This window comes from Pseudoalteromonas sp. APM04, from assembly GCF_022809815.1.
Taxonomy (GTDB): domain Bacteria; phylum Pseudomonadota; class Gammaproteobacteria; order Enterobacterales; family Alteromonadaceae; genus Pseudoalteromonas; species Pseudoalteromonas marina.
In genome coordinates this window covers 2,745,794-2,763,056 of sequence record NZ_CP094441.1, presented here as the reverse complement: position 1 = coordinate 2,763,056, position 17,263 = coordinate 2,745,794, and the positions used below count along the sequence as shown (strand labels likewise).

General features: G+C 39.9%; 15 protein-coding genes. 8 read left to right on the top strand and 7 right to left on the bottom strand.

Annotation, left to right across the window (positions count from 1 at the left end):
- Window positions 1–3: 3 nt before the first annotated feature.
- The gene (locus MTP24_RS12720; protein WP_058430250.1) at window positions 4–1,968 is read left to right on the top strand and encodes a response regulator; all 1,965 of its coding nucleotides are present in this window, start codon (window positions 4–6) and stop codon (window positions 1,966–1,968) included.
- 19 nt (window positions 1,969–1,987) lie between these two features.
- Entirely contained in the window at window positions 1,988–2,602 is a 615-nt protein-coding gene (locus MTP24_RS12715; protein ID WP_243531537.1) for a fumarylacetoacetate hydrolase family protein, read from the top strand.
- Here the strand turns inward: MTP24_RS12715 and MTP24_RS12710 are convergent.
- The 3 genes from MTP24_RS12710 to MTP24_RS12700 all read right to left on the bottom strand — a co-directional run bounded on the left by MTP24_RS12710 (window position 2,559) and on the right by MTP24_RS12700 (window position 5,110).
- Entirely contained in the window at window positions 2,559–3,482 is a 924-nt protein-coding gene (locus MTP24_RS12710) for a hypothetical protein (RefSeq protein ID WP_008126520.1), read from the bottom strand. The genes MTP24_RS12715 and MTP24_RS12710 overlap by 44 nt on opposite strands.
- A gap of 131 nt (window positions 3,483–3,613) precedes the next feature.
- Complete coding sequence (locus MTP24_RS12705) at window positions 3,614–4,666, bottom strand: aldo/keto reductase (RefSeq protein ID WP_243531535.1); 1,053 nt, start codon at window positions 4,664–4,666, stop codon at window positions 3,614–3,616.
- A 9-nt stretch (window positions 4,667–4,675) separates the two neighbouring features.
- Window positions 4,676–5,110: a thioesterase family protein gene (locus tag MTP24_RS12700; RefSeq protein ID WP_006793666.1), complete on the bottom strand. Its 435-nt coding sequence runs from the start codon at window positions 5,108–5,110 to the stop codon at window positions 4,676–4,678.
- Window positions 5,111–5,254: 144 nt separating this feature from the next.
- On the opposite strand from MTP24_RS12700, the gene MTP24_RS12695 reads away from it, so the two are divergent.
- The 3 genes from MTP24_RS12695 (at window position 5,255) to MTP24_RS12685 (ending at window position 8,209) form a co-directional block, all read left to right on the top strand.
- Window positions 5,255–5,431, top strand: coding sequence for a hypothetical protein (locus tag MTP24_RS12695; protein WP_006793665.1), 177 nt, complete (start codon window positions 5,255–5,257; stop codon window positions 5,429–5,431).
- A 73-nt stretch (window positions 5,432–5,504) separates the two neighbouring features.
- On the top strand, window positions 5,505–6,557 hold the full coding sequence (gene dinB / locus MTP24_RS12690) for a DNA polymerase IV (RefSeq protein WP_243531532.1): 1,053 nt from the start codon (window positions 5,505–5,507) through the stop codon (window positions 6,555–6,557).
- Between the two features lie 116 nt (window positions 6,558–6,673).
- A complete protein-coding gene (locus MTP24_RS12685) occupies window positions 6,674–8,209 on the top strand; it encodes a leucyl aminopeptidase family protein (protein WP_008126542.1) in 1,536 nt (511 codons plus the stop codon).
- 50 nt (window positions 8,210–8,259) lie between these two features.
- Here MTP24_RS12685 and MTP24_RS12680 read toward each other — a convergent pair whose 3' ends face one another.
- Window positions 8,260–9,897 carry a methyl-accepting chemotaxis protein gene (locus tag MTP24_RS12680; RefSeq protein ID WP_243531530.1) on the bottom strand — a complete coding sequence of 546 codons (1,638 nt, stop codon included), beginning with the start codon at window positions 9,895–9,897 and terminating at the stop codon, window positions 8,260–8,262.
- A gap of 201 nt (window positions 9,898–10,098) precedes the next feature.
- Window positions 10,099–12,324 carry a DPP IV N-terminal domain-containing protein gene (locus MTP24_RS12675; RefSeq protein ID WP_243531528.1) on the bottom strand — a complete coding sequence of 742 codons (2,226 nt, stop codon included), beginning with the start codon at window positions 12,322–12,324 and terminating at the stop codon, window positions 10,099–10,101.
- Between the two features lie 113 nt (window positions 12,325–12,437).
- Between MTP24_RS12675 and MTP24_RS12670 the strand changes: the two genes are divergently transcribed.
- A complete protein-coding gene (locus MTP24_RS12670) occupies window positions 12,438–12,836 on the top strand; it encodes an HIT family protein (protein WP_243531526.1) in 399 nt (132 codons plus the stop codon).
- 32 nt (window positions 12,837–12,868) lie between these two features.
- Window positions 12,869–13,396: a protein tyrosine phosphatase family protein gene (locus MTP24_RS12665; RefSeq protein WP_243531524.1), complete on the top strand. Its 528-nt coding sequence runs from the start codon at window positions 12,869–12,871 to the stop codon at window positions 13,394–13,396.
- A gap of 41 nt (window positions 13,397–13,437) precedes the next feature.
- On the opposite strand, the gene MTP24_RS12660 is transcribed toward MTP24_RS12665, so the two are convergent.
- On the bottom strand, window positions 13,438–15,126 hold the full coding sequence (locus MTP24_RS12660; protein ID WP_243531522.1) for a Zn-dependent hydrolase: 1,689 nt from the start codon (window positions 15,124–15,126) through the stop codon (window positions 13,438–13,440).
- A gap of 289 nt (window positions 15,127–15,415) precedes the next feature.
- Between MTP24_RS12660 and MTP24_RS12655 the strand changes: the two genes are divergently transcribed.
- A complete protein-coding gene (locus MTP24_RS12655; protein WP_008126555.1) occupies window positions 15,416–16,255 on the top strand; it encodes an HDOD domain-containing protein in 840 nt (279 codons plus the stop codon).
- Between the two features lie 71 nt (window positions 16,256–16,326).
- Here MTP24_RS12655 and rdgC read toward each other — a convergent pair whose 3' ends face one another.
- The gene (gene rdgC / locus MTP24_RS12650) at window positions 16,327–17,244 is read right to left on the bottom strand and encodes a recombination-associated protein RdgC (protein WP_006794279.1); all 918 of its coding nucleotides are present in this window, start codon (window positions 17,242–17,244) and stop codon (window positions 16,327–16,329) included.
- Window positions 17,245–17,263: the final 19 nt, after the last annotated feature.

The window sequence follows — 17,263 nt, the reverse complement described above, 5'->3', positions numbered from 1 at the left end:
TGTATGTTAGATAAAGTGACTCAGTTGCTACTTGTAGAAGACGATGAAGATGATTACATACTCACCTGCGACTATTTGGAGCAATTAGACTCACATACGTTTAACGTTCAATGGGTAAGCTCTCCAGAGCAAGCAATAGAAACGCTAAGTAAAAACGAACACGACATTTGTTTGCTTGATTACCGCCTTGGGGCATCTAATGGGCTCGATGTTTTAAAAGAAGCGATAGCTAATGGCTTTAGCGGGCCTATTATTATGCTTACTGGGCAATCGGATGATGAACTAGATTCTGCGGCACTTGACGCTGGAGCTGTTGATTACTTGATTAAAGGAGAAATGAGCTCAAGCCGTTTTGCCCGTGCAATTCGTTACGCCCTTGCCCGAAAAGATGTAGAGGGGGAGCGCGTAGAGCGCTTAAAAGCGGAAGCTGAAAACCGCTCAAAAGACCGTTTTTTAGCACATTTAAGCCACGAGTTACGTACACCGCTTTCATCAATTTTAGGTTACACAGAATTGTTAATGCAAAGCGACTTTAGTCAACAAGCCGAAAACGAGTTAGGGGTTATTTACCGAAATGGTAAACACTTACTTAGCCTGCTTAATGACGTATTAGACTTATCAAAAATAGCCGCAGATAAACTAGAGCTCACACCCAGTGAAGTAAACCTCGATAGCATGCTTGCAGATGTATACACGCTAATGCGTGTATCGGTGCTTGATAAAGGGTTAGCACTTAAGTTTGAATCAGACCAAGCGCTCCCGCTAGTTGCCCGCCTTGATGCGACGCGTGTTCGTCAAATACTAATAAATTTAATTAATAACGCCGTTAAGTTTACAGATAAAGGCGAGATAGTTGTTAAGGCTTGGACGCAGCATGTTGACGGCACAGAGATGCTCTTTTTTAGTATTAAAGATTCAGGAATGGGGATTGCACCTGAAAAGCAGCAACTTATTTTTAAACCATTTGAACAAATAGCCGATGTAGAGTCGCGTTCAGTTGGCGGTGCAGGTTTGGGCTTGGCAATATGTGCCGAGCTATTGTCTCGTATGCAAGGTAATATAAGTTTGCATTCAGAAATAGGCAAAGGGTCGACCTTTACTATTTCGGTATACCCAGGTGACATAAGTGATGTTGAGCGACAAGTGCTCAACTTTAGCAGTGCCCCACAGTTACAAAGTAAATTAACACCCAGTAAAGTCCACGGGCGAGTACTGGTCGTTGATGACTTGCGCGATTTACGAATGCTGGTAGGGCATATGATCAGTAGCTGCGGCGCGCGAGTAGACTATGCAGAGCATGGCCAGCAAGCGCTTGAAAAAGTGCGTATAGCCGACGCCTATAAAGCGCCATACGATATTATTTTTATTGATATTCATATGCCAATAATGGGTGGTAAAGAAGCAACCATTGAGCTTAGAAAAATGGGCTACAAAGGGCCAATAATTGCGCTTACAGCTGCCACAATGAAAGGAATACATGAAGAGCTTGCAGCACTAGGTTTTAATGACGTAATACCAAAACCAGTTGACAGCAGTGCGTTATATCAATGCCTTCAGGATTACTTAGTTTCGCCTGAAAATGCGCCTCAGGCAAAAGATATTCAAGTTAAAGCGCTAAGTGAAAAAAGGCAGCGCTTTTTATTGGTAGAAGATGATGACGATGCTGCACAAATAACCCAGTTGCTTTTAGAAAGCTTAGGAGTAGAGACGGTAATAGCGTCAAGCTGTGCGCAGTGTTTGCAAATACTTAACCACGATCAGCAATTTGATAAAGTATTGTTAGATATGCATTTACCAGATGGCAGCGGAATTGACTTAGGTGAGCAGGTTAACGAGCGATACCCTGAGTTGCGATTAGTTATTGTGAGTGGTGCGGAACCTGATCCAAAAGAGATAAAAGATTTAAATATTGATCGTGTTTTATTAAAACCTATTAATTTAGGCTTATTAGAAACACTTATAAGTTAAAGCGTGAGGTTTAAATTATATGCAGTTTATAACACTAGACTCTGAAAGATTAACGCCTTCAAAAGTCGTCTGCGTTGGCAGGAATTATACAGCCCACATTGCAGAGTTAAATAACGAAACTCCCGATGAAATGGTGTTATTTAATAAACCTAACAGCGCAATTACACACACTCTAAGAGCCCAGCATAATGGCGATGTTTTGCACTACGAGACAGAGTTATGCTTTGTAGTAAAAAACAGAAAATTTGTAGGTGTTGGTCTTGGGCTTGATTTAACAAAACGCACCGTACAAAGTAAACTAAAAAATAAAGGATTACCATGGGAGCGCGCAAAGGCGTTTGATGGCTCAGTTGTTTTTAGTGAGTTTGTTGCATTAAGTGGCAGCGTACATGACTTTAAATTTGAATTAAAAATTAACGGCGCCGTTATTCAGCAAGGCGATACTCACTTCATGCTAAATAAACCAGAGGCTATTTTACAAGAAATCAGCGAGTTTATGAGCTTAGACGATGGTGACGTAGTCATGACTGGTACGCCTTCAGGTGTTGGTGAAGTGGCTGAAAACAGTACTTTTTCTGTTGCTCTGTACGCTAATGAACAGTGTTTGATTGAGCATCAGTGGCAGGTAGCTTAAAGTTAATAACCTGCTGTTGATAGTGTTTGTTGAAGTCAGCAAAACTAGGGTTTAAAAAAGCATGCTGACTTTTTATGTACTCAGGTGACTGTAAAATGGTTGTTTTTAATGCATTGTTAATCCTTTTTATTGCTTGAGTTGCAAAGTTATTTTTTGCTTTTACAGCACAACCCACTGCACCTCGTATAAAGCCATCTTCCTCTTCAGCCAAAGGGATACTGGTTATGTTATTAAACCTTCCTTGTTTATTAAAGTAGTCAGCCATAAATGGGTAATCAATAGAGTAGTCTAAAAAGCCACGGCTTAAGCGCGCAATCACGGCTTGGCTTTCGTTTTCGCTACTCCAGCTAAATGACGAGCTATTATTAAGTTTTGTATTGCTAATAATTGTGTTTATTCTATTTGAAAATTTGCGTGCCGCGGCTTGGCCGTAAATGTAGTTTTGATCGGCTAATAAATTAATTAAATTAATTGGTAAGCCGTGTTTTTTTGTTAATTTTGGGGCTAATTCTGTGGTTGTTAATACGGAGAATGGCGGGTAGACAGTGGTTGGGTTTGATAGTTTGAGTATGTGATTATTTTGTTTTTTATAAATAACACATGGAAAGCATACATTTTTACCTTCATTTAAATATTTATTTATACGCTGCTGTGGCACAACAAGCCGTGTATGCTTTACATCAGTAATTGTGTTAATTAGTTGCTCTGTTAAGTTGTCACAAAGCCCACCTTGTGGCGCTTTATCGCTTTTAGTTATGTGAAAAGGAGGTGTGTAACTTTGTAGCCAAATTATTTCTTTAATGGGCTCAGCTTGCTTAGTATTACCGAGTGCCGTGAACGATGAAAATAACAAACTAATTATTAATACGCGTTTTACCATTGCATAAACTTTCTTTAAAAAGTAATACTTTTAGTATAGATAGTAATTAACAATAATAAACAATCATTTTTTTATTAGTTAAAAAAAGCAGGTAGTGATTTACCTGCTTTTATACTTTTAAAAAACTAAAGTTAGTAAGGCATAGGGTAGTTTTTGAAAATAGTCCCTATGCTCGTTAAGGTTTCGTCGTTTAAAGTGATATTAAACGCGTCTATGTCTTCTTTTAACTGCGCCATAGTTGTGGCGCCAATTATAGAAGACGTTACTCCATCTACCTGATTACACCACGCAAGAGCAAGTTGTGCTGGCGTCATATTATTTGCATGTGCAAGCTCTGCATATAGCTTGGTTGCTTGTTGGGCATTAGGGGTATCTCTAAAAATACCATTACGTTGTGCGAAGCTCCACCGCGAGCCTTTTGGACGAGCACCCTCTAAATATTTACCTGTTAGCAAACCGGCTGCTAAAGGTGACCAAGGCAGGTAAGCAATATCTTCATGTACACATTGCTCAATCAAATAAGGCCAATCTTTAGCATGAGCTAAGCTAAATTCATTTTGAATAGACACCATGCGTGGCAAGTTGTGCTCTTTTGCCAAACTCACAAACTGGCTAATACCCCAAGGTGTATCATCAGACAGTCCGCAGTGTTTAATTTTGCCCGCTTTAACACAGTCGTTAAGGCCTTCTAAAATATCAAGCATGCCAGTTTGGTGAGCTTGTGTATCTACATCACTAAATTTAAGTATTCCTGGCCACTGTCTTGCAAAATGCGGTGTTGAACGATTAGGCCAATGTAATTGGTACAAATCAATATAATCGGTTTGCAAGCGCTTAAGGGAATTATCAACCGCCTCTATAACTGCTTGGCGGGTTATATCGCCACCCTCTCGTACCCACGATAGGCCATTACCCGCTACTTTTGTTGCCAGTACTATGTCGCTTCGTTTTTGTTGATTACGAGAAAGCCAGTCGCCAATAATTTGCTCTGTTTTACCGTAGGTTTCAGGCGAGGGAGGTACGGCATACATTTCAGCTGTATCAATAAAATTTACGCCACGCTCTAATGCATAGGCTATTTGATCGTCTGCGTCGCGTTGAGTGTTTTGAACGCCCCAAGTCATACTGCCTAGACAGACTCTTGAAACGTTAACCCCGCTGCTACCAAGTGGGCTGTATTGCATAGGAATTCCTTATGACTCGTCTTGTGCGTATTTTAGTAATGCTGATAAAAGTGGTTCTGTAATGGGGGCTTTTGCACCCGTTTTAAAATCAAACATCACTACTTTTGATGTGCCCGTGGTGGTTATCGCACTTTGTGCGTGACTAAATACACTGTAATTCATTACAAACCGGTCGGTTTTAATATCTGAAATAGTGACCCCAACAGTTAGAGTGTCGGGAAAGGTAACGGGGCGCTTATAGCGAATAGTATTTTCACTTATAACAGGGCCAACTCCACCGGGTTTAATGGTGTCGAATAAGTTTAGTTTATTTAAAAAGTCTATTCGGGCTATTTCAAAATAACGCAGGTATACCACGTTGTTAACGTGCTGAAGGGCATCCATGTCGGCCCATGCTACAGTGATGTCGGTATGAATAGGGTGATTATCTTTGAACCTTTGCATGTACTTATAGCTCTTAACTTTAAAGCACTTAGATTATCAATATGAACTAGTGAGCTCAAGGGAATTTATAATTAGGTGGTTTTAAAAACTTTGTAACCAATTGATTTTGGTATACAGTTAAAAAACACACACAGGAGCACACACATGCAAAATATAATTAATTGGTTATTAGCTAGTTTAGTTTTTATAGCGTCGTTTACCTGTTATGCAATGGGTAACGCCTCTGGTGCTATTATTCTTATTTTGGCAGGGTTCTTTTTTGAAGTTTTGCTTTGGCTACGAAGTATGAAAGAGCAAGAAAGCACTAAACGTCTTTTTTAATTGCCACTGAGCTTGATTATAAATAGGGATTACATAATAATGACTGTATAAATAAACAGTCTTTATTGTGGTGATGAAAAAGTTTATACACATAGATATGGACTGCTTTTATGCGGCGGTAGAAATGCGAGACAACCCAAAGCTCGCAAATGTACCGCTTGCTATTGGCGGCAACAGTCGGCGTGGCGTGTTATCTACCGCTAACTATATAGCCAGAGAGTTCGGCGTGCGCTCTGCGATGTCTAATTACCATGCTAAGCAATTATGTCCCGATTTGGTTATTGTGCCCGGACGTATGGCTGTTTATAAAGAAATATCGAGCCAAATACGCGAAGTATTTAGTCGTTACACCCACCTTGTAGAACCACTTTCTCTTGACGAAGCCTACCTTGATGTTACTGACAGCAAAGCGTGTAAAGGCAGTGCGACACTCATTGCTCAGCAAATAAGAGCTGATATATACAACGCAACAGGGCTAACCGCTTCTGCAGGTGTGGCCCCAGTTAAATTTATAGCCAAAATAGCCAGTGACGAAAATAAGCCAAATGGCCAATTTGTTGTACTGCCTGATGAGGTTGACCCATTTTTAGAACAGCTGCCGCTAGGAAAAATTCCCGGTGTGGGTAAAGTCACATTAGAGAGATTAAATCTTAAAGGGCTTTATACAGGGAAAGATGTGCGTGAAAAAGGGGTGAACTGGATGCAGCAACACGTTGGTAATTTTGGTGTGTCGCTTTATCAAAAATGTGCGGGAGAATACATTGGTAGCGTTTCAACCGAGAGAATACGTAAGTCTTTAAGTGTTGAGCATACCTACGAATACAATAAAACCAGTCTGCAAGAATGTTTGGATCAGATCCCTAGCTTAATAGATGAATTAACTCGTAGGCTTGATAAGCAACAATTACAAAGTCGTATAAATAAATTAAGTGTGAAAGTGAAGTTTGCTAATTTTGTGGTGACCTCAGCCGATCAGGCTTATCATCAATTAAATACCGAAATTTTTGTTCAGTTACTCACTAAAGCGTATCAACGTGGTTTGCAGCAACCTGTTAGGTTATTAGGTATTGGCGTTGGTATTAAAAGCCAGCCTGAGCATAATTTACAATTGAGTATTTTGGATTGATGCGTGACGCTTTTACAAAGCGTTTTAGATAAATTAAACGCTTATCGCATCTTACTGGTCTTCAATATACAAATCGACGATAATAAAGGTCTATGTTTTTAACAGGATCTGTATTTATGGCATACCCTAAAGCTGTGTTAGCTCAATTAACAAGCGCTAGTCTTGAATGTGCATCACATGACGCACTGATCATCATAAGTGATGACTTTTCTAAATTACCTAATAATTCTCTTCGCGATGCCGTTTTAGCTCAGTCAAAAATTGATGCGCGCATTGGCAAGCAGGTAACCTTACTTGTTATTGAAAATAAGCGTGTAATTTTAGCGCCAACGGGGCCGCTAAATAGAGATTACGACGATGTTCGTCGTTACTTTGATGCCGCTAAACTGGCAATCAATGAAGCCAAGTTATCAGGTAGTGTTAATCCAGCCTTGTTTTTACCAAGTTTGTCAGGCGATAGCCGTTATCAGCATGCATTAGAAGTTTCATTTTTAGGTATGTGCCAAGCACTTTGGCAGCCTTTAGAAGCGCGTGAGTACCACGGCGAAGAGATTGAGCCGATAGCCACTATTGGGTTAATTAATGCGAGTTCACAAACAGTTAAAGCTGTTAATGCTATTGCGGCTGGCCAGTATGCTGCTCGTGATTTATGTGGTACCGAGCCTGAGCGCATGGCGCCACCTCGCTTTGCTGATTATTGTGTTGATTTATTTAAAGGCACAAATATAGCCGTTGATGTAATAGATGATATTACGGCTATTGATAAACATTACCCCATGTTAAGTACGGTTGCGCGTGCATCTTATGCGGTTGAGCGTCATCATCCACGAGTTGTTAAGCTTGAGTATGTGCCTGAGGGCGAAGTTACCCGCACTCTTATGTTTGTTGGTAAAGGCCTAGTTTACGATACCGGCGGTGCAGATCTAAAAGTGGGTGGTTATATGGCGGGTATGAGCCGTGACAAAGGCGGTGCTGCCTCGGTTGCAGGGTTTATGAAAGCCGTGGCTGACTACCAACCAGAAGGTGTGAAGGTTATTGCTTACCTAGCGGTTGTGCGTAATTCAATTGGGTCTGACTGTTTTGTACCTGATGAGATAATTACAAGCCGCGAAGGTGTACGCGTACGTATTGGTAACACGGATGCTGAAGGGCGCTTGGCAATGGGTGATCTACTAAGCGAAATGAAAGATTTAGCTAAAACAGAGGTTAACCCTACATTATTTACCGTTGCAACGCTTACAGGTCATGCCGCACGAGCAATGGGTCCTTATGGTGCCTATGTAGAAAATGGCCCAGCAAGGCTTGCTAAAGTTTCGCGCCAAATTGCTGATTGTGGCGATTTATGGGCTGATGGTGCAGAAGTATCACGATCGCGCCGTGAAGATTACGACTTTATAAAGCCACGTACGCTGGCGGATGATGTGCTTTCAAGTAATAACGCAGCTTCTGCGGTAACGGCACGTGGTCACCAATTCCCGATGGCGTTTTTAGCTGTTGTTGGCGGGTTAGACAAGCACGGAACAGACTCTACACAGCCGTTGCCATACGTGCATATGGATATTGCCGGTAGTGGTGTTGAAGGTGGTGATTGGCAACATGGCAAACCAACAGCAGCTTCTGTTGCTAGTTTATTTGCCTGTTACTGCTTATAAAGTTAACTACTTAAATGAAAAAGCCCTGTTTAACAGGGCTTTTTTTATACTCAATTTAATTTGAATCGATTAACAATAGATGAAAGCTCCGTACTACTTTGTTTGAGCTTATCACTGGCGCTATTGAGTTGCTTGGTATTATCTAACGATTGCTCAGTTGATTGAGATAAATCGTTAATGCGCAGGTTCACCTCATCTGCAGCTTGAGTTTGCTGCTCTGTTGCACGTGCAATTTGGCTGTTCATTTCAGTGATAACAGATACGAGTCGTTCAATTTCATTGAGTGAGTTATTTGCAGAGGATGCCTGTTCAACGGTTGATACAGAAAGCGTTTGGCTGGCTTTAACTGCGTCTACAGCCGCTCGGGTGCCTTCTTGTAGTTTACTGATCATTGATTGAATTTCGTCAGTGCTTTGTCCTGTTCTACTGGCAAGCGTACGTACTTCATCGGCAACGACTGCAAAGCCCCGACCATGCTCACCAGCACGTGCGGCTTCAATCGCAGCATTAAGCGCGAGTAGGTTTGTTTGTTCAGAAATACTTCTAATTACATCCAGTACAGAGCCTATGTTCTGACTTTCATTTGCTAAGTCTTCTGTTACACGACTTACTGTCTCGATGTTTGCCGAGAGTGTTTCTATGGCGGTTATTGTTTCTGCGACTACGTGTTTACCCGTTGATGCGTTATGTGCCGCATCATTAGCGGCTTGCTCTGCGGCTTCTGCGTTGCTGCTCACATCATGTATTTGATGGGTCATTTGCTCCATTGCCGCTGCAACTTGTGTCGAGCTGTCGTTTTGTAGCTCTATGAATGATTGGCTAGTTTTTGTTGAGTCATCAACTGTGTGTGCGTGTTCGTTAACATCGTTTGCGCTTTGCGATACATGTACCAACGATTCACGCATTTTTGAAACAAATAAATTAAATGAATGTGATAGCTTCGAAATTTCATCGTTACCTTCTTCATTTAAAGTGCGGGTTAAGTCGCCTTCACCCTGCGAAATATCTTTCATCATGTTGGCGGCAAGTCGTGTTGGTAGTAATACACTGCGCCCTATAAAGTAACTAAACACAATAACAGCTATGATCATCACTACGGCGTTTAAAATAATAAGGTTACGTTGAAACGAAAATGCAGCATCTATGGTATCTAAATATACACCTGAGCCAATTATCCACTGCCATTGGTTAAACCCTTTTACAAAGGCAACTTTATCAACGGGTTGTTCTTCACCGGGTTTTGGCCATTTGTAAGGAATAAAGCCTTCGCCATCTTTTTTAGTAATATTAACCATTTCAACAAACAACGCTTTACCGTCTGGATCTTTATTGTTAGTTAAATCTTTACCTTCAAGGGCGGGTTTTATTGGGTGCATTACCATTTCTGGTTGGTAGTTGTTTATCCAAAAATAATTAGTTTTGTCATAGCGTAAAGCACGAATTGCATTCATTGCTTGCGTTTGTGCCTGCTGCTGTGTGAGTGTGTTGTTTTGTTCAAGTGTGTGAAAGTGTTCAATAATACTATAAGCAGTTTCCACTACATTTTGTGTTTTTAGGTATTGTTCGTATTTAAGGGCTTTATATTGGTTGTTTAAGCTAGAAACACTCAATACAATCAAGCCAAAAATAACAATGCCAACCAACATAGCAAAACGCTGAAAAATACTAAAACGTCGAAGATTAAGCATGTGCGTATCCTTTAATTATTTGCACAAAAAAGTGCACCAAATAAGTTTAGTAAAAATATGCGTTTAATCTAGGGCTAGTTTATATTTCGAGGTTAAATTTAAAGCTGTATTTGAGGCATTTAACTAAGGCTGAGTTTAAGACTCTTTTTAAATAAAAAAGGCTGATTAAAAAATCAGCCTTAATAAGTTAGTTACTGTTTGTTATTTAACATCAAAATGACGGTTAAAGAAATTTGTAATAGTTTGGTGTAAATGAGTTTGAACTTGCTTACCGCGCAAGCTATGTTTTGAACCTGGGTAGGTCATCATTTCAAACTGTTTTTCACTGTCTTGTAGTTGTTTAAATAGTTTAGTTGCATGAGTAAACAATACATTGTCGTCTGCCATACCGTGATAAATCATTAGTGGTCCCTTAAGACCATCGGTATATGGAAATACTGCGCTAGCTTCATAACCTTTTGCATTTGTATCAGGGTGACCTAAATAACGCTCTGTGTAATGAGTGTCGTATAATGCCCAATCAGTTACCGGAGCACCTGATACACCGGCAGTAAAGTAGTCACCAGCTTTAAACATGGTCATAAGCGCCATATAGCCACCGTAGCTATGGCCGTAAATACCAATGCGTTTAGCATCTACGTAGTCAAGTGTACGTAAAAATTCAACGCCTTTAATTTGGTCGCTTACTTCAACGTCACCTAGGTTTTTGTATATAGCGTCTTCAAACTTTTTACCACGGTTGTACGAACCACGGTTATCAAGTTGAAAAATTACATAACCTTGCTGCGCCATATATTGAAAGTATAAATTTTTACTGCGCCAGCTGTTTGTAACGCGTTGAGCATGCGGGCCGCCGTATACGTTAACAATGGCTGGGTGCTTTTTACCTGCACTCATATTAGTTGGTTTGAATAAGCGGTAATGCATTATTTGTCCATCGTCAGCTTTTAACGTGCCATACTCAGGTGTTGCTAAATTGCTCAAATAAGGTGTAAGTGGGTGGCTGTTATCTAGCTTGTTTTCTTCAAGCCAAGTAATAAATTCGCCGTTAACTTTACGCAGTGCTGCCGATTTAGGCTTATTAACAGAAGAACTTGTGTCAATAAAGGTTTTATTATCTTTTGCTAGCACTACGTTGTGGTACTGGCCTTGTTCAGTAATTCGTTTAGAGTCACCTTTTTTAAATAAAGGTGCGCTGTATAAGTGGCTTTCAAGTGGTGTGTCTTTTCTGCCAGCAAAGTACACAATGCCTTTTTTCTCATCAATGCCTTTTAGGCTATCAACAGCCCAGTCCCCCGATGTAATTTGACGAACTAATTGTCCATTTGTGCGGTAAAGATAAAGGTGCTTAAACCCATCACGCTCAGAAGCCCACACAAAGTGTTTTTTGTCTTTTAAAAAAACGAGGTCAAAATGTAGGTTGATCCATGTATCGCTGTTTTCTGTTAGGGCTACTTTTTGCTTTTTAGACTCAGAGTCATAAAAGCGAAGTTCGAGTGTTTGTTGCGAACGATTTTGCCATTGGTAAGAAAGTGTTTTGCTGTCTTTTAACCATTTAGCGCGAGCAATGTAAATATCTTCGTCTTTACCTAAATCAATCCAATCAACATGTTGATTGTTTAACTTAACCACACCGAGTTGAATTTTAACGTTGTCGGTACCGGTAAATGGATAACGTTGATTAAAGAGCTTTACTTCGTCAGCGTATATTTCGTTGCGAATAGCTTCTTTAACAGGTGACTCATCAACACGTGTATAAGCAATTTTAGTTTCATCGCCCGACCACCAGTAGCCAGTCATGCGGCTCATTTCTTCTTGCGCTACAAATTCGGCCATACCATTTTTAATAACGCCGCCACCGTCTTGGCTTAATTGAATTTCTTTACCTGAATTAAGAGCTAATGCGTATAGGTTTTGTTCGCGTATAAACGATACATAGTTTCCTTTTGGCGAAAAGCGTGCATCGGTTTCAAATGCATCTGTGTTGGTTAGCTTTTTACTTTTAGCTGAGGCTAAGTCGTAGTAGTACAGATCGCCATTAAGCGGAAATAAAAGTGCTTTGCCATCGGTTGACCATGTGTACTCTAGAATACCTTTGCCAAAAATACGTTGGCGTTCGCGGCGTGCTTTTTCTTCGTCTGATAGGTTTTCAGGGCCAGAAAATAATTCGGCTGAATCGACCAATACACGATTAGTGTTATCTTCTAAGTTGTATTCCCACAAATCGTAGCGGTTGTAGTCGTCAGTTTTACCCTGTAGGTAAGTTACACGGCTTCCATCAGGTGAGAATTTAAGTTGAACGGGAGATTTACCTGAAAGGCTTGGATCATCAAAAATGCGTTCTAGCGATAAAGGTTTTGCTTGAACACTGATAGCGCCCACAATAAGTGGTACAGCGAGTGAGAGGTGTTTTATTTTTTTTAGCACAAGGTTACCTTAGCTCAGTATAAATATTATTTTGAATGGTAAAGCCAAGCGTGTGCAACTGCAACTAAATGCTATAAAGTAGCAATTATTAAAGATTAACAAGGAAAAACACAATGACAGATGGCGACTTTGAACTGGCCGTTGAACTTAAACGAGATTGTATAGAGTTAGCCGATTGGCCACTGTGCAAGGTGCTTTTATTAAACGATAGCCTGTACCCGTGGTTTGTATTAGTGCCAAGGCAAGCTGGTTTAAAAGAAATCATCGACTTATCTGAAGACGATCAAGTGGTGTATTTAAAAGAGTCTGCAAAACTAAGTAAGTTACTTATTGAGGTTTTTAACCCAGATAAATTAAACGTCGCAGCTTTAGGGAATATGGTGCCGCAATTACACATTCATCATATTGCACGATTTAAAACTGATATAGCGTGGCCTGCGCCAATATGGGGTAAGTTTGCGGCGGTCCCTTACACTGAAGAACAAATAGAAAAAATAAAAGCACGTTTTTAAAAGCGAAAACATTTACACAAGTGAGGATTAATATGAAATTACTTAAAACTCTAAGTACTAGCTTATTTATTATTGCGCTATCGGGCGATTATGTTGCAGCTACTGAGCCGCTAAATAATACTGAGGTTGTAAAAAAGGCAGACATAAAGAACTTTGCTGCTCATAGCAACCTTGTGTATTCGGCTGCGCAGCCTAGTAAAGAGCAATTAAAGCAATTGTCTAAAGCAGATGTGAAGCACGTTATAAATTTACGTGGAGCAAATGAACAAGATTGGGATGAAGGCGAGTTTGTTCAGGCGCTTGGTATGAATTATCACGCATTACCTATTTCTGGCGCGCAAGATATTACAGTAGAAAATGCCCGCAACTTAGCCAGTTTACTTAAAAAGCTAAACGGTGAGCCAGTTTTGGTTCATTGTGCAAGTAGTAATCGGGTCGGTGCTTTAATCGCTATATCAGCCCATGAAGACGGATTAAGCGTTGACGAAGCACTCGAAAAAGGAAGACGTTGGGGGATGAAAAGCCTTGAATCTAAAGTGCGTGATGTTATGAGCAAATAAAAATAAAGGCGTTACAAGGTTAACTGTAACGCCTTTTAGTTTTAGTTAAGACCAAGTACGTCTTTACCTTGTTTAAAGGTCACATCTACAGGGATGTTTGCTTGGCTTAGTTTTTCTAAATCTTTGGTTAGAGACTCTTTAATATCACCATGGGTTGCAATCAGCTGGTCGACTTTTTGGTAATCGCCGTCACCTTGCAAAGTTAAAATTAGACGAGAAAGCTTTGCCATAGCAATACTCATTTTTTCCATATTAACGCGGTAGAAGCCTTCTTCATTTTTAGAAAATGCGCCTTCTTGTGCAAAAAAGTTAAAGCGAATCATATTTGCTTTACCGTGTGCACTTGACGCGCCAAAGCGCACTGAGCGGAAAATACCGGCCATAAAAGTAATGTAGTAATCTTCAATGGTTCCTTCGCTGATTTCGCCTTTATTTAATAATTGCTCAACCATGTATAAACCTAAAATGTCGGCTTTACCTTCTTCAAGTGCGCTTGCGTGCTCTTGTAATGATTGGCGAACCGTTCCTTTACCCGTAATGGTATTTTTAATACCTAAACCATGCGCTACTTCATGGAACATGGTGTTTGCAAAAAAAGCATCAAAGGTAATGTGCTTTCGTTGTTCAGGCACGATTAACTGCTCTGAAATAGGCACTAAAATTTTATCAAATTTAGCGCGCATAGCATTTTTAAGTTGTAGGCGGCGCGTGCCTTTTTCTAACTGTACCTGTTCATCGTTAGGTAAGTTGATTGCAATGGTTTTGCTGCCTGCATTTGAATGACCTGCATAATAAACAACGTCGTAGGCATTTAAGTCAGCATCTGAACCAGGTACTTCGTGTTTGTATTTGTCATCAACAGGTAAACCTTTTTGAAGTTCAGGCAAAAAGGCTGCAAACTTGGCAAGACGTTCGCTCCACTTTAAATCTTTGATTAATACATAAGATTCATAGGCAGTACGGTAGCCAAATAGTTGATCTTCGTAAGTTTCAATTGGTCCAATAACAACATCAATGGGGTTATTTTTCATGTCCATCCACGCAAAATCAGAAACCTGAAAGTCATCTTTTTGCAGCGCGTCCGCACGAAGATTTAAGTAATTTGCAAATTCTTTATTGTCGGCAAGTTTGCTGGCTTGGCGAAGAAGGTCGGCTGCCTTTGCAAGTTCTGTTGCGTACTCTTTTGAGTAAGGCACGCTGTAAAGCTTGCCTTGTTCGTCGCGTTTGATAATTGAGTATAAGCCTGTTTTGTCTTCAACGTCTGCGTTGTTAAGCTCTTCTTTAGTTATATCCGCTGGGTAAAACTGCGCACCTAATGACTTTTCTTTATAACCTGAAAGGAACGTTTCATCGCCATTTAAACGATCCCACGGGCCGTAGTTTATGTCAGCAAATTTGCGAATTTGTTGATCGGTTAGCTTTGCTAAAAATGTCTCTTTATCTTCACCAAATGCTTGTTTCCAAAATAAGGCATCCATTATTTCTGACGCATCTATAAGGATGGCAATCATTGCTTTTTGATTGTCACTCAAGTGTGATAAATCGCTTTGTAAGCTAAAGTCGGTGTATATATTTAAGCGTTGTTCATCAACATTAATAAGCTCAGGCCCCATTACTTTTACGGGTGTTTGCGATGTGGTCTCGGCTGGTGACGAAGGTTTATCTGAACACGCACTCAGAAAAACAACACCAGAGAGTAAAATGGCTTGGCTAATTTTATTTAAGATCATTATTTTGCCTATTTAAAAGTTAATTTAATGATAAGTAGATGCTTGTTGGGAGGCTCGTTGACGGCACGCTACTATATTGTGCCAGCATTAAAGCAAACCTAAACAGTAAATAGCAAGTATTAGGCGGTGTATGGGCAATAGTGTCGTTGAAAATGAGGGGCAGAAATAAAGTTATAAAATTTTCTTAACTTTAACGGTAAGTTAGGCAATACTGATTGTAAGTTTATTATTATAAAAATTAACTGTTGTAGCGTGTAGTAATATTACAACTAAAAAGGATGACTGCTTTATGTCTACAGAGAATGCATTATTAACAATATTAGTTGATAGAATAAATAACGATACACTTGTATTACCTACACTCCCTGAGGTTGCGATTAAAGTCCGCCAAGCTGCAGACGATCCTGAAGTTAATTTGATGCAAATGTCGGAAGTTATTTCACAAGACCCTTCGTTATCTGCTCGTATGATTAAAGTGGCTAATAGTGCAATCATGGGACGTGCGGTTAAGGTATCTACCTTACATCAAGCAGTCACTCGTATTGGATTGCGCCAAATTAAAAATATAGCGACAGCGATGGCAATGGAACAACTATTTGTTTCTAACAACGACCTTATTAAAGGCTATATGGGTAAGGCGTGGCAAAAAACATTAACTGTGGCGAGTCATTCCATTACGCTAATGGAGTTTTACTTACAAAATAATAAACGTACCTCGTTAAATCGCGACTCAATTACCTTAGCTGCCTTAGTTTATAATATTGGTGTGCTGCCTATCTTAACTGAGGCTGAGCGTCACCCTGAAGTGTTTGCAAATCCTAGCTTCTTGGCACATGCCATTCAAAAACTAAGTGGTAAAATTGGCTCATCAATCATGGATGCGTGGGAATTTCCTGCAGAGTTCTCCGATGTAGCACTAAGTTGGGCAGATCCAAGCTATAAACCAGAACAAATAAGTTATGTAGATTTTATTCGAATTGGGGCTATTTTAGAGGGGACTTTACAGGTATCTGATAAATCAGCTGCTTTACAAACGTATATAGATAAAGGTGTTATTTCATCTATGCAGTTGTTCTCAAGCGATGAATACAACGAGATGCTTGTAGATGTAAAAGACATGTTTAGCTAATTAAGCCTTAAATTTAGCGCAATAAAAAAGCACGATTTAATCGTGCTTTTTTATTGCTATTAAACTTTCGGTTATGGATTGGCTAAATCATCTGCATCACCTAAACCTTGAGTTAGCTCTTCTAGCAATTGTTTAATTTCTTCTGATGCTAAAATGAAGTCAGCATCAAGTTTTACTGCCATATCTTCTTTAGGTATGTCAGCGTTTTCTTCTTTCAGTGTATCTGAATAACTTAGACGTTTAATTGACCCATCATTTTGAAGCATGAATTTAACACGTTCTTGCCAATCAAGTGCAAGCTTAGTAACGCGTTTACCACTTTCAAGATGTGATTTAACTTCATCACATGACAAGTCATGGCCTTTTAATTTAACTTGCGCGCCACTATCATCAGCTTCTTCAAGCTCAGCGTCAGAACCAATTGCAAAGCCTTCAGGTGTGCTGAAGTTAGTTAGCCAATCAGTTAAAAATACATCAAGGTCATAATTTGCAAATGCAGGAACAACTGGAAGCGTACCTAACGATTTACGTAACAGTGCTAACAGCTCTTCAGCTTTATTAAAGCTTGCACTATTAACCACAACCCAACCGTTTTCTTGGTCAATAAATGCAAATTGTAAGCTCGACTTTTTAAATGCTTGCGGAAGTAGGGTGTGAAGAATATTTTCTTTAAGTTCGTCTTTTTCTTTCTTTTTAACGGGTCGGTTTTCTTCAGCTTCGATTTGGTCAACTTTTTCGGCAACTAATTCGTTGATGACTGATGCCGGTAATACTTTTTCTTCGCGTTTAGCACACACTAAAATACTTTTTTGAGAGAAGTGAGAAAGTGCTTCGCTATGCTTTCCAAATGCTTTCGTCCAGCCAAACGTAGAGAGCTCTTGACCTGTGCAAGGACGAAATAGATCTTGTTCTAATGCTTTATCAAAGTCTTCTTGTGTGTACGAAACATCTTGTTTAAAGCGGTAACAAATAAGGTTACTAAACCACATAGGGGAGATAATCCATCTG

What these genes read in the sequence shown, in the direction of transcription:
- MTP24_RS12695 (WP_006793665.1), top strand. Translation starts at nt 5,255, where the DNA reads ATGCAAAATATAATTAATTGGTTATTAGCTAGTTTAGTTTTTATAGCG.
- MTP24_RS12670 (WP_243531526.1), top strand. Translation starts at nt 12,438, where the DNA reads ATGACAGATGGCGACTTTGAACTGGCCGTTGAACTTAAACGAGATTGT.
- MTP24_RS12655 (WP_008126555.1), top strand. Translation starts at nt 15,416, where the DNA reads ATGTCTACAGAGAATGCATTATTAACAATATTAGTTGATAGAATAAAT.
- MTP24_RS12720 (WP_058430250.1), top strand. Translation starts at nt 4, where the DNA reads ATGTTAGATAAAGTGACTCAGTTGCTACTTGTAGAAGACGATGAAGAT.
- MTP24_RS12710 (WP_008126520.1), bottom strand. Translation starts at nt 3,482, where the DNA reads ATGGTAAAACGCGTATTAATAATTAGTTTGTTATTTTCATCGTTCACG.
- dinB (WP_243531532.1), top strand. Translation starts at nt 5,505, where the DNA reads ATGAAAAAGTTTATACACATAGATATGGACTGCTTTTATGCGGCGGTA.
- rdgC (WP_006794279.1), bottom strand. Translation starts at nt 17,244, where the DNA reads ATGTGGTTTAGTAACCTTATTTGTTACCGCTTTAAACAAGATGTTTCG.
- MTP24_RS12715 (WP_243531537.1), top strand. Translation starts at nt 1,988, where the DNA reads ATGCAGTTTATAACACTAGACTCTGAAAGATTAACGCCTTCAAAAGTC.
- MTP24_RS12665 (WP_243531524.1), top strand. Translation starts at nt 12,869, where the DNA reads ATGAAATTACTTAAAACTCTAAGTACTAGCTTATTTATTATTGCGCTA.
- MTP24_RS12685 (WP_008126542.1), top strand. Translation starts at nt 6,674, where the DNA reads ATGGCATACCCTAAAGCTGTGTTAGCTCAATTAACAAGCGCTAGTCTT.
- MTP24_RS12705 (WP_243531535.1), bottom strand. Translation starts at nt 4,666, where the DNA reads ATGCAATACAGCCCACTTGGTAGCAGCGGGGTTAACGTTTCAAGAGTC.
- MTP24_RS12680 (WP_243531530.1), bottom strand. Translation starts at nt 9,897, where the DNA reads ATGCTTAATCTTCGACGTTTTAGTATTTTTCAGCGTTTTGCTATGTTG.
- MTP24_RS12700 (WP_006793666.1), bottom strand. Translation starts at nt 5,110, where the DNA reads ATGCAAAGGTTCAAAGATAATCACCCTATTCATACCGACATCACTGTA.
- MTP24_RS12660 (WP_243531522.1), bottom strand. Translation starts at nt 15,126, where the DNA reads ATGATCTTAAATAAAATTAGCCAAGCCATTTTACTCTCTGGTGTTGTT.